Origin of the sequence: Halorubrum lipolyticum DSM 21995 (assembly GCF_000337375.1) — an archaeon.
Classification (GTDB): Archaea; Halobacteriota; Halobacteria; order Halobacteriales; family Haloferacaceae; genus Halorubrum; species Halorubrum lipolyticum.
The window spans coordinates 149074-161286 of the sequence record NZ_AOJG01000028.1 but is presented as its reverse complement, the minus strand read 5'-3'; the positions used below and the strand labels follow the sequence as shown (position 1 = coordinate 161286).

11 protein-coding genes are annotated in these 12213 nt (G+C 66.5%); 2 read left to right on the top strand and 9 right to left on the bottom strand.

Annotated elements, in window-relative coordinates:
* Nucleotides 1–74: 74 nt before the first annotated feature.
* Entirely contained in the window at nucleotides 75–1904 is a 1830-nt protein-coding gene (locus C469_RS10100; protein WP_008006277.1) for a DUF2264 domain-containing protein, read from the top strand.
* Nucleotides 1905–2624: 720 nt separating this feature from the next.
* On the opposite strand, the gene C469_RS10095 is transcribed toward C469_RS10100, so the two are convergent.
* The 8 genes from C469_RS10095 to C469_RS10060 form a co-directional block, all read right to left on the bottom strand.
* Nucleotides 2625–3494 (bottom strand): amidohydrolase family protein, encoded by an 870-nt coding sequence (locus C469_RS10095; protein ID WP_049911295.1) that lies wholly within the window; start codon nucleotides 3492–3494, stop codon nucleotides 2625–2627.
* Nucleotides 3495–3540: 46 nt separating this feature from the next.
* The gene (locus C469_RS10090) at nucleotides 3541–4338 is read right to left on the bottom strand and encodes an SDR family NAD(P)-dependent oxidoreductase (protein ID WP_008006272.1); all 798 of its coding nucleotides are present in this window, start codon (nucleotides 4336–4338) and stop codon (nucleotides 3541–3543) included.
* 4 nt (nucleotides 4339–4342) lie between these two features.
* Complete coding sequence (locus C469_RS10085) at nucleotides 4343–5185, bottom strand: fumarylacetoacetate hydrolase family protein (RefSeq protein ID WP_008006270.1); 843 nt, start codon at nucleotides 5183–5185, stop codon at nucleotides 4343–4345.
* 63 nt (nucleotides 5186–5248) lie between these two features.
* Nucleotides 5249–6007, bottom strand: coding sequence for an IclR family transcriptional regulator (locus C469_RS10080; RefSeq protein ID WP_008006267.1), 759 nt, complete (start codon nucleotides 6005–6007; stop codon nucleotides 5249–5251).
* A gap of 150 nt (nucleotides 6008–6157) precedes the next feature.
* Nucleotides 6158–7192, bottom strand: coding sequence for an LLM class flavin-dependent oxidoreductase (locus C469_RS10075; RefSeq protein ID WP_008006265.1), 1035 nt, complete (start codon nucleotides 7190–7192; stop codon nucleotides 6158–6160).
* 2 nt (nucleotides 7193–7194) lie between these two features.
* Nucleotides 7195–8400, bottom strand: a complete 1206-nt coding sequence (gene rhcD / locus C469_RS10070) for an L-rhamnonate dehydratase (RefSeq protein ID WP_008006262.1) — start codon at nucleotides 8398–8400, stop codon at nucleotides 7195–7197.
* A gap of 64 nt (nucleotides 8401–8464) precedes the next feature.
* Nucleotides 8465–9457: a zinc-dependent alcohol dehydrogenase gene (locus tag C469_RS10065; protein WP_049911267.1), complete on the bottom strand. Its 993-nt coding sequence runs from the start codon at nucleotides 9455–9457 to the stop codon at nucleotides 8465–8467.
* Nucleotides 9458–9684: 227 nt separating this feature from the next.
* Entirely contained in the window at nucleotides 9685–10641 is a 957-nt protein-coding gene (locus C469_RS10060) for a DUF7260 family protein (RefSeq protein WP_008006259.1), read from the bottom strand.
* Nucleotides 10642–10733: 92 nt separating this feature from the next.
* Here C469_RS10060 and C469_RS10055 point away from each other — a divergent pair, with 92 nt between their 5' ends.
* Nucleotides 10734–11036, top strand: coding sequence for an L-rhamnose mutarotase (locus tag C469_RS10055; RefSeq protein ID WP_008006257.1), 303 nt, complete (start codon nucleotides 10734–10736; stop codon nucleotides 11034–11036).
* Nucleotides 11037–11070: 34 nt separating this feature from the next.
* On the opposite strand, the gene C469_RS10050 is transcribed toward C469_RS10055, so the two are convergent.
* Nucleotides 11071–12168, bottom strand: coding sequence for a Gfo/Idh/MocA family protein (locus C469_RS10050; protein ID WP_008006255.1), 1098 nt, complete (start codon nucleotides 12166–12168; stop codon nucleotides 11071–11073).
* Nucleotides 12169–12213: the final 45 nt, after the last annotated feature.

The window sequence follows — 12213 nt, the reverse complement described above, 5'->3', positions numbered from 1 at the left end:
GACCGCGTCCCGCTCCGGGCGCACGCAAGGTCGAGAGGGCACACTTTTAACTCGGATATCGACGGAGTACGAGTGTGAACCCAGTCGCAGACAACCCGCTCCAGACGCGAGCGGATTTCGGACGGGCGGTCGAACAGCTCTTCGAGCCGCTACAGCGCCATTACAGCCCGGGCAACGCCAGGGTCCGTCCGACGGCGGGCGGGGCGCACTTCCCGGACGTCGCCGCCGAACTGGAGGGGTTTTCGAGGCCCCTGTGGGGGATCGTTCCGTTGGCCGTCGGCGATGAGTTCGACGGCTGGCCCCGTCTCCGGACGGGACTCGTCAACGGCACGGACCCGTCACACGAGGAGTACTGGGGGCGCGCGGGCGATTACGCCCAGAAACACGTCGAGATGGCCGCGATCGGCGTCGGTCTCGCCCTGACCCCGGAGCACGTCTGGGAGCCGCTTTCCGAAGGCGAGCGCGAGCGCCTCGTCGAGTGGCTGAACCAGATCAACGAGGCCGAACTCTACGACTGCAACTGGCTGTTCTTCAGGGTCATGGTGAACGCGGGGCTGCGGTCCGTCGGGGCGCGCCACGACTGGGAACGGACCCAGTCCTCGCTGGATCGCCTCGAGTCCTTCTACCGCGGCGACGGGTGGTACACGGACGGGCCGGCGGGGGACGCGAGCCCGACCGACTACTACCTCCCGTGGGCGATGCACTTCTACGGGCTCGTCTACGCGACGGTCGTCGACGACGACCCGGAGCGAGCGGAGCGATTTCGGGACCGCGCCGCGGCGTTCGCCAGTCACCACGCGCACTGGTTCGACGACGAGGGACGGGCCATTCCCCACGGCCGGAGCCTGACGTACCGCTTCGCGCAGGCGGCGTTCTGGGGCGCCCTCGCGTACGCGGGCGTGAACCCCCTCCCCTGGGAGGAGATCCGCGGGGTCTGGGCGCGAAACGTCAGGTGGTGGCTCGACCAGCCGATATTCACGGACGGCGGGCTCCTGTCGGTCGGCTACCGCTATCCGTCGCTGAAGGTCTCCGAGAGCTACAACTCGCCTAACTCCCCGTACTGGGCGATGAAGGCGTTCTTCCCGCTGGCACTCGACGCGGACCACCCGTTCTGGCGGGCCGACGAGGCGCCGCTCCCGGACCTGCCCGCGACGAGGGCACAGCCCGAAGCGAGGAAGGTCGTCTGTCGGGGCGACGACCACCTGTTCGCGCTGTCGCTACCGCAAGACAGCGTTCACGGGCGCGAGAAGTACACCAAGTTCGCGTACTCGACGGAGTTCGCCTTCTCGGTCGCGAGCCGACGACCCGGACCCGGGAAGGCGGGTCACGACAGCGCCCTCGCGCTCAGTCTCGACGGCGACCAGTACAAGATCCCCGCGTCGGCGACGGCGACCGAAGTGAGGGGAACGACGCTCCGCTCCCGCTGGGAGCCCTGGGACGGCGTGAGCGTCGAAACGTGGCTCGCACCGGCGCTGCCGTGGCACGTCCGCGTTCACCGCGTCGAGACGCGTCGACCGATACACAGCGAGGAAGGCGGATTCGCGCTCGACCGAACGGGCGACGACGACCGCGCGCAGTTTTCACACGACGCGAGCGACGGAACTGCGCTCGCCAGGTATCCGTCCGGTATGAGCGGAATCGCGGACCCGCTCGGCGAACGATCGCCGGTCGTCCTGGCCGAGGAGCCGAACACGAACCTCAACCACCCACGGACCGTGGTCCCGACGCTCCGGGCGAGCCACGACCCCGGCGAGCAGTGGCTCGTCTCGGCGGTGAAGGCCGCCCCCGACTCGGAGGCGACGTGGGACGGTCGTCCGGAACTGGGCGGGGTCGACGACGACGCCCTCACGGTCGAGACGCCCGGCGGAGAGACGCTGCTCGAGTGCGTGCCCGACGCGCTCTGACGACCGTGGTCAGCGTCGATTACGTGATGCCGTTCTATTGCATCGATCGGCGCGGTGTCATCCCGTCTGGCTTATGTTCTGCGCTTCGGGACTCCGAATCGCGTGTTCACGACTGCTGACCTCGTGATAGTAGCAACGGACTACGACGCGCAACTCGCCAAATTTCCGATAATGCCGGACATCTACCGACGGTTTCAGAGAGCAATTACGCGCGTATGGTTGTAATTTCCTCCCCCGCTAACTGATCAATGCACTCTCATGAGTGTCGGTGATCTCCGCTATTGGAACAGTGTATACCGAAAATAGTGGCGAGAACGTCGGTTCACGGTCTCTTCGACTGTTTCACAAGCGCCGCTCGGAGCGTATCTATTTATCCGGCTATACCGGATAAGTCTTATCGAGGCGCTTCCAGACACGTTGAGATTCGAGTGGCTGTTCACGAATCCGAGGCGTCTCGGACGGTGGTCCGGTCGAATTAGCGTAATGTGGGAGATCGCGGTTCACCGATATCGTTAATTGAATCATCACGGTCGTTTCTTCCGGTAATACCGGACATACTGATTTTTCGACGGATCTCACTGGCACCGTGTGTTCCCCGGCGTGCTTCACCCCGTACGCCGCAGCGCTTCGTTCGGTACCGAACCGTCGTCGCCGACAGCGGATGGGGCCGGCGTCACGCTTTTATTATCGCCGTCAGCACCGCCGCCGTCGGCTCGACCGTCACCCGCTGAGGACGTGTTCTCGGAACGCGCGCCCGGTGATCCACTCTCGATCGGTTTCGGAGATCCCTTCCACGCGGTCGAGCCAGTGGCGGGCGTCGCCGTATCCCGCGGCGTCGCTGACGTTGGGGTAGTCCGACCCCCAGACCACGCGCTCGCGGCCGAACGTGTCGACGAACCACCGCACGTGGTCGTGCATGTCCGCGTAGGGGAACGCCTCCTCCGACATGTGGGGGATCTCCGAGACCTTGACCGCGACGGAGTCGTACTCGGCCAGCTCGGCGTACCGCGCGAACGTACCGTCCTCGATCGGCGTCTGCGGACCGGCGTGCGAGAAGTGGTCGAACAGGTACGTGAGGTCGGGGTAGCGCTCCACGAGCTCCAGCGCCTGATCCAACTGGGAGTGGTCACAGAGTATCTGCACGGTCGCGTCCGTCTCGCGGGCCGCCTCCCAGAACTCCGCTTCGCCGATCGCGCGGCGGAGCCAGTCGACGTTCGGGTCGAACCGCTTCCACATCTCGTCGTACGGACAGGCCGCGCCGAGGCGGAACCCGAGCACCCCGTCGACGGCCATGTACTCGCGCAGCCGGTCGGCCGCGTCGTCCGCGAACTGGTCGACCATGACGATCCCGTACAGCCGGTCGTGTTCGCGGGCGGCTTCGACGGTGTACCGGTTGTCTCGCCAGTCGCAGATCGGATACCCCACGATGACCGCCTCGTCGACCCCGTTCCGGTCCATGTCGTCGAGCAGCCGCTCCGCGGTGTACACCGTGTGCACGTCGAACTCGTCGACGACGTCCAGCAACGGTCCGTTGACCCACGGGTGATCTTCGCTCGGCGCCGCCCACGCGTGTGTGTGCGAATCGACGATCATGGAAGCGACATCGACGGCTCGACTACTAAAGGTTCCCCAGCGCTCAGGCTTTTAAATACCCGCCGTCGACCGCGATCGATTCGCCGGTGATCCAGTCGCCCTCCTCCGAGAGCAACAACACGACGGCGTGGCCGACCTCCTCCGGCTGCCCGATCCGATCGAGGATGTGGTCGTCGAGCGCCTCCGCGAGGAGCCGGTCCTCGCTGGTGTCGTGCTGTTCGGCGCGTTCCGTGAGCCACTGCTGTACCATCGGCGTGTCGACCGTGCCGGGCTTGACCGCGTTGACCGTGATGTCGTGTTCGGCCAGCTCCTTCGCGAGCACCGTCGTAAACGCGAGCACGGCCGCCTTCGAGGCCCCGTACGCTCCCTGTCCCGGGAAGGGGCGCTCCGCGCCGACCGACGAGACGTTGACGATGCTCCCGGCGACCTCGTCCGCGATCATCCGCTTCGCGACGTGTTTGGCGACGAGGAACGACCCCTTCGCGTTCACGTCGAAGTGGCGGTCCCACTCCGCTTCGCTCGTCTCCAAGAGCGGGATCGCCTGCTGGATCCCCGCGTTGTTCACCAGCCCGTCGATTGCGCCCAGCCCCTCGCGAGCGTCGTCGACCGCCTCCGACACGGCGGCCTCGTCGGTCACGTCGACCTCGAACACCGCGGCGTCGCGGCCGATCTCGCGGACCCGTTCGGCCGTCTCTGCAGCCACGTCCGGTCGCAGGTCGAACAGGGACACGTCCGCTCCGGAGCGGGCGCAGCGGACCGCGATACCGCGGCCGATACCTCGGGCGCCGCCGGTCACCACGACGTGGGCGCCGTCCAAGCGGTCGTCCGTTCGTGAGCTCATGGACTCACTCGTCGGCGACGTGGTTGGTCAGCGTTCCGATCCCCTCGATTTCCACGTCGACGACGTCGCCGTCGTCGAGCAGTTCCGGCGGGTCGCGGAAGATGCCGACGCCGCCGGGCGTTCCGGTCGAGATCACGTCGCCCGGACGCAGCGTCATGACGTCGCTGATGTACTCGACGACTTCCTCGACGCCGAAAATGAACTGATCGGTGTTCGACTCCTGGCGCGTCTCGCCGTTCACGCGGCAGGCCACGTCGAGGTTGCCCGGGTCGAGGTGCTCGTCGGGGACGAGCGTCGGGCCCATCGGGGCGAACGTGTCGTAGCTTTTCCCCCGGAGGAACTGCTCGTCCTCGAACTGGGCGTCGCGGGCGCTCACGTCGTTGATCGCGGTGTACCCGGCGATGTAGTCACGCGCGTCGGCGGCCTCGACGTCCTTCGCGGTCCGACCGATAACGACGCCGAGTTCGACCTCGTAATCCAACTCGTCGATGTCGGAGGGGTTGACGATCGGGTCGTCGGGATTGGTGACGCTCGTTCCGGCCTTCCCGAACAGGAGCGGGCGCTCGGGGACCTCCTCGTCCTGCTCCTCGGCGTGGTCGTGGTAGTTCAGCCCGACGCACACGATCTTGCCGGGCCGCGGAACGGGCGCGAGAAGGCGCGTCTCGTCGACGGGAACCGCCCGATCGGCGGCCGCCTCGACGGCGTCCTCGACGACGTTCAGGAAGCCGGAGTCGGTCAGCTGCTGGTACGTCACGTCTTCCCGGAGCCCGTTCAGCGGAACGATCTCCTCGTCGCGGCGAACGCCCCACTGCGGGGTACTGTCGGCCGCGTATCGAACAAATTGCATCAAACCAGTGTGCTCACGGGATCACCCTAATTGTTTCCCTTCGGATCCGGGCCCCGGGGGGTGCTACGAGTAGGTCAGGTTGACCTCGATGATGTTGGCCTTGCTGAGGATCAGGTCCGGGACTTCCTCGCGGAACTCCTCGCCGCGAAGCCGGCTCTTGGGGCTCGAGACGCTGATCGCGGCGATGGCCCGTCCGTCTTCGTTCGTGATCGGCGCCGCGACACAGCGCATCCCCTTGACGCGTTCCTCGTCGTCGTAGGCGTGGCCTCGGTCCGCGATCGCGGCGAGCTCGTCGAACAGCTCGCCGCGGTCGGTGATCGTCTTCTCGGTGACCCGGGGGAGGCCGTGGCGGTCGATGATCGACTCGACCTCCTCTCTGGGGCGGAACGCCAGGATCGCCTTGCCCATCGCGGTCGTCTGGAGCGGAACGCGCATCCCGGCGTGGGTGTCGAGCTGCACGGCGTCGGGAGCGCGGGACTTGTGGAGGAAGATGCCGCGGCCGTGTTCCTCGATCATCAGGTTGGTGTGTCCGCCAGTCTCGTCGGCGAGCTCGTCGACCTCCTGCCGGGCGACCCGATACACTTTCTGGCGCGCTCGCGCCTGTTCGCCGATACCCAGAAACCGCGTTCCGACGTAGTACTTCCCGTCAGATTTGACCAGGTACTCTTCGCTTTCCAGCGTTCGAAGGTGGTCGTGGATCGTGCTCGTGGGCTTGTCCAGCTCGTCCGCAAGCTCCGAGACGCCGGCCCCCTCCAGCTCCCGGAGCGCATGGATGATCTCGAAAGAGGTCTTTGCCGCTTTCACCGGAACGCTATCCGTCATAGCCGGATGAAAGGGGAGTCGGAACTTAGGCGTTTGGGGTAGACCGCGACAGAGACGGCTGCACGACACCGGTCGGTGCCCGGGCGAAAATCGTGTGGTCGCCGTCGATGTCGGCGAAAACGAGCGGCCGCGAAGCGGCCCGAACGGGCCTCAGGAGAACTGCGGCATCACTTCGTCCGCGAACAGCTCCATCCCGTCCGTGTCGGGGAAGTCGATGAACCAGCCTTGGAACTTCGTGACGCCGGCGTCTATCCGGCGTTCGATCGCCTCGGCGCACTCCTCCGGAGTCCCCATGACGAAGTACTCGCGGGCGTCTTCCTCGGTTTCGATCGGCGCCTGGTCCTGGTACTCCTCCTCGAACTGGATCGGGAGCATCAGATCGAGCAGGCGGTCGAGCTTCTCCTCGTCGCGCGTACAGATCACGTGGCCGTCCCACGAGTACTCGATCTCGTCGGGATCGCGGTCGACGGTGTCGCAGTGATCCTCGATGACGTCGATCTTGTGTTCGAGCGTGTCCACGTCGCCGTTGAACACGTCCGTGTTCCACACGTCCGCGTGCTTGGCGACGAGCTTGAGCGTCACTTGCTCTCCCTGCCCGCCCACGAGGATCGGCGGGTGCGGGTCCTGTACCGGCTGGGGAGCGCACGTGGCGCCGTCGATCTGGTAGTGGTCGCCGTCGAAGCTCGCGCCGTCGCCGCCGGCCTCCCACATCCGCTTCATCAGTCGGATCGACTCGTCGAGGCGCATCAGGCGCTCGAAGCCGTCGCGGTACTCCCAACCGTAGGCGTCGTACTCCGGTTCGTGCCAGCCGGCGCCTAAGCCGAGTTCGAGTCGGCCCTCGGAGATAACGTCGAGGGTGGCGGCCATCTTGCCGACCAGCGCCGGGTTCCGGTAGTCGTTACAGAGGACGAGCGAGCCGAGGTTGATGTCGTCGGTGAACCCCGCCATCGCCGAAAGGAGCGTCCAGCACTCGTACTCGGCGTGGTCGCGTCCGAGCATCAGGTGGTCCGGGGCCCACGCGGCGTCGAAGCCGAGCTCCTCGGCCAGCAGGATCCCCGCTTTCGTACTCTCCCAGTCGAGCGCCTCGTACTCCGGCGTGTCGCGGTGCTCGGGCTCGGCGGCGCCGGCGTCGGGCGCGCCGGCGAACACGGGCACGTTGTACTCGAAGCTGATGTCCCGGGTCATGCTCACTCGACCGCGAAGTGCTCGAGGGCCTCGTGGTTCAGCTGGGTGCTGATCCCCGGCTCGTCGGGCAGCGGGATCGAGCCGCCTTCGGGCGAGGGCGGGTTCTCGAAGATGGCGTCGGCGTAGGTCGACTCCTGTTCCTCCTGTTGCTCCTGGAACCACTCGGGCGTCGGGAAGTACTCCGCCATCGGCATGTTGGTGTGGCCGGCGATCGAGTGGAGCGTCGGGTTCGTCCCGGCGTGGGGGATCACGGGCACGTCGTGGACTTCGGCCATGTCCGCGACCTTCCGGAGCTCCGTGATGCCGCCGACGCGCCCCACGTCGGGCTGAAGGATGTCGACGGCGCCCTCCTCGAGGAGGTCCTCGTGGCCCCAGCGGGTGAACTCGTGCTCGCCGCCGGAGATCGGCATGGGCGCGGCCTCGCGGACCTCGGCGTAGCCGGAGATGTCGTCGGCGATGACCGGCTCTTCGACCCACGCCATGTCGTACTTCGAGAGGCGCTTGGTCATCTTCTTGGCGTACGTGACCGACCAGCCCATGTAGGCGTCGCCCGCGATCTCGAGCTCGTCGCCGACCGCATCGCGAACCGTTCTGACGATCTCCTCGTTCTTTTCCATCCCCGAGCGACCGGCCTCGGGACCGTGGAGGAAGCGGAGCTTCACCGCGTCGAACCCCGCCTCGGCGTACTCGATGGCCTCGCGCTCGAGCGTCTCCATGTCGACCGGGTGGAGGTTCGAGGCGTAGGCGGGGATCTCGTCGGTGGTCGGCCCGCCGAGCAGCTCGTACACCGGCTTACCGGCGTCCTTGCCCGCGATGTCCCACAGCGCCTGATCGACCGCGCTGATCGCCATGACGGCGACCCCTTTCCGGCCGAACGGAAGCGTCGCTCGGTACATCTGCTCCCAGAGGCGCTCGCGCTGTGCCGGGTCCTCGCCGGTCACGATCTTCGAGAGCGTCTCCTCGACGACGGTGGCGATGGCGCCGGTCCCCCAGTTGCCGACGCCGACGCCGGTGATGCCGGCGTCCGTCTCGACTTCGACGACCACGTCGCCCACCGGGCCCATCCACTTCCGTCGGGCCTGCGGGTTCCCGCCGTCGGTGTTGCGGTACTCGTCGTACTTCGACATGATCGTGACGAGGGGGAACTCGATGAATTCGCCCCACGATTCGTTACTGACCTTCGTGGCTGAGACGTCTGTGATTTCCATAGTTACCGTGTGACCGACAATGCGTGTAAGACCGGGTTAAATCTTTGCGAGCGTGCTGCCGGCGTCATTCGGCGAAGCTGAAGACGGGCTTGCAGGTCTCCGAGTTGAGGAACGCCTCGAACGCCCCGGCCGCGTCGTCGATGCCGTAGGAGGTGTCCTGGATCGCTTCCACGTCGATCTCGCCGCTCTCCATCAGGCGCAGCGCCTGCTCGAAGTTCTTCCACCTGTCTCTTATACACATCTCTGAGCGGGCTGGCAANGGGATCCCGACGACGACGATCTGACCGCCCTTCCGGACGTGCTCGACCGCTTCCTCGACGCCCGACCGGTGACCGGTCGTGTCGAAGATCAGATCGAAGCCGCGACCGTCCGTGCGCTCGTCGATCACGTCGCCCATCGTCGTGGACTGGACGTTCACCGTCTCGATACCCTGGTCGTCGAGAAGCGGGAGCCGGTACTCGGCGTCCTTCCCGAGTCCCGAAACCACGACGTTCGCGCCGACGGAGTCGGCGACGATGGCGGTCAACACGCCGATCGGTCCCGGCCCCTCGACGAGCACGTCGTCACCGGGGGTGAGCCGGGACTGATCGAAGACGGCCCGCGTCGCGATGCTGGTCGGCTCGGTGATCGCGGCCTCTCGGAGCGGAACCCCCTCCGGCACCGCGTGGAGGTGTCGCTCTCCGACGACGGTGTAGTCGGCGTACGCGCCGTCGTTGTGCATGCCCGTGATCGAGAAGTTCTGACAGACGTTCTCCTGGCCGTTCTTGCACTGGAAGCAGTGACCGCAGTCGTGGATCGGCTCCTCGATCACCTTCTGCCCGACGTCGAACGTCTCGACGTTCTCGCCGACCTCGGCGACCCGGCCCGAATACTCGTGGCCCATGATCCGCGGCACGGGGATCCACTCGTAGCCGCCCTCGTAATCGAACGCTCCGGCGTCGCTCCCGCAGAGCCCCGCGGAGTGGACCTCGACGAGCACCTCGTCGGGTCCCGGCGTCGGCTGTTCACGTTCCTGTACCTCGACCTCTCTGGCACCGGTTTGCACGATTGCCTTCATATGTGATGAGTGCTCAGGCTAACCCTGATAAAGAACGGTTACGTTGAGCGATATATAATGGTTGTGCAAAAACGCGCCGTGGTGCGGGGTGGACCGTTCCGTGCGACGTTGGGCGACGGCTGTGATTCCGTGCGACGTTGGGCGACGGCTGTGATTCCGTGCGACGTTGGACGGCATCAGTGTGAAGCGAACGACGCCGATCGAGGTCCCTCGGATTCCTCGTCGTGTCATCCGCCGTCGGCGATCCGACTCGCGATTCCGTCGCGATCCTCGCGAACCGTAGCGGCCAACTCGGCGGCCTGCGACAGCACGGGGTGTCGAGGACCCTCGGTGGCGCCGTACAGATAGTCATAGAACCCCATTCCTCCGGCGTCGAACCTCGCCCGGTCGACCCGCAGCGGGAGTTCGCGCAAGCTCTGCTGACGCTCGGTCGTCACCGCTTCGATCTCGGTCTCGAGGTCGTCGAGCCGGTTCCACACGTCGAGCGCGGCGTCCGTCTTATCGCCGTTCACTTCCGCGACGTGTTCGACCAGCCGGCGACGCCGTCGGTCGATCGCGGTCAGCCTCGTCTCGGCGTCGGACAGCGCGTCCAGCTCCGTCTCGACCGCGTCCGCCAGCGAGGTGCGGGCGGCGGCCGCCTCGTGGGCACGGTCCACGAGCGCACGCTGGGCGGGCGAGAAGAGCGTCCCGTTCGTCGCCAGCGACGCCGTCGTATCCTGTCCCAACTCGGCCGCCATGTTTTCGGTGACCGTCTCGTCGTACTCCGCCTCGTAGTGCGACACCGACATCACCGTCTCTTTATATATCGACACCACCTGCCGCAGCGTGACGTCCGTCGCGTTCCGCGCGCCGATCGACTGGTGGAGTCTCGTGGACGCGCCGCCCGCCACCGCGGTCGACGACTCCGCAGAGACGGTGTCCAGGGCCGCCACGCGATCGGCGAACGCGTCGAACGCGTCGCGTTCGTTCAGCAGACGGCGCCGCTCACACCGGCACTCCTCGCTCGCGGTTCGCACGTACGCACACGCCACCAGCACCCCCATCCCGACGAAGACGAGACCGGTGACCACGCTCGGATCGGTCGCGATCCCGGCGAACTCACACGCGAGGCCCCCGCAGTCACCCGTCGCTGACTCCGCGTCTCTCACCCCGAACACCGCTGTTGCTCCGCTCCGGACGCTCATGAGCCTCAATAACACGGACCACGTACAAAGTGCTTGCGCCCGCCGCCCCCTCCGCCGAAGAGCTAAAAGGGACGCCGGCGAATCGGGAGTCGATGGCGCGAATCGCGTTCCACCTAGAGATCAGAGACGGGAAGCGAGAGGAGTACCGAGCGAAACACGAGAACGTCCCCGAGGCGCTCGAATCCGCGTACGTGGACTCCGACGCCGGGTTACAGACCTACAGCGTCTTCGAGAAGGACGGTCACGTCTTCGGCTTCATGGAGGTCGACGACCCCGAGGCCATCCGCGAGGTGATGGACGGCAGCGAGGCGCAGGCCGAGTGGGCGGAGGTCATGAGCGGCGTGACCGTCGAGACCGACGACAGTTGGATGGACGAAGTCTACCGAATGGTCTGACGGCCTCGGGCAGAGCGGACGGCCAGCCCGCGGCTCACCACGACGTGACGGGGACCTCGCGGAGCGGCCCCGGAAGCGGGACGTCGATCGTCGAGTCGGTGTAGTGCGAGAGGTAGAAGCCGACGATGATCTCGAGCGAGCGAGCCGCCGCGACGCCGGGCGAGTGGTTCTCCGCGGTCCCGTCGAGCAGGTCCCGCACGTGGGCCGCCGCGTTCGCGAACGACCCCTCGTAGTCGGACTCCCACGTCCACGCGCCCTCGATGCCGGGGAGGGGTCGCTCCACGTGCTCGCCGTCCTCGAGCGACCAGTAGCGCCACTCGCCGTCGTCGTTGTTCATGTAGAGTTTCCCCTCGGTCCCGATGAAACTCAGCGTCATCGAGGAGACGTCTCGCGGGATCGTGCAGTCCACGGTGACGAAGGTGCCGTCGTCCATGACGACGTGGCCGCCGCCGCCGGCGTCGACGACCGACTCCGTGGCGTCCAGCGCGTCGATCGCCTCGTTTTCGCCGGTGATGTACCCGCTCACCCGCGACGCTCGGGCGTCGAGGAGGTAGACCAGCGTGTCGAGCACGTGCGTCGAGTTCCGCATGAGCTCCATGCGATACTGCGCGCTCACGGACTTCACGTCGCCGAGGAGGTCCTCCTCGCGGACGAGGTCGCGGAGCCGACGAAGCTTGTCCGTGAACCGGAACGAGTGGTTGACGACGAGCTCCGTGTCGGTCGCGTCGCAGGTGTCGACCATCTCTTCGGCGTCGCTGACGGCCGACGCGATGGGTTTCTCACACCAGATGACGGACGGGTCGGCCGCGGAGCGCGCGGCGTCGACGACGTGGTCGCGGTGGAGGAACGACGGGGTACAGACCGACACGGCGTCGAGGTCCTCGGCCTCGAGCATCGCCTCGTGGCCGACGTATCGACGGTCGGCGGGGATGTCCCACGCCTCGCCGAAGGTGTCCAGCTTCGACTCGTCCACGTCGGCGATAGCGACGAGCTCGATGTCGTCGGTCGACGCGTAGCCGCCCGCGTGGCTCGCGTCGATCTTCTCGCTGCCGATGGCGTCCTCGTCGTGCATGCCGAGAATGCCCATTCCCGCGATGCCGCCCGTGCCGATGATGCCTGCGTGGTAGGTCATGGTGTCTGCTGTCGCCGGACTCCGTTCGCTGATGTGCGTCGGAGC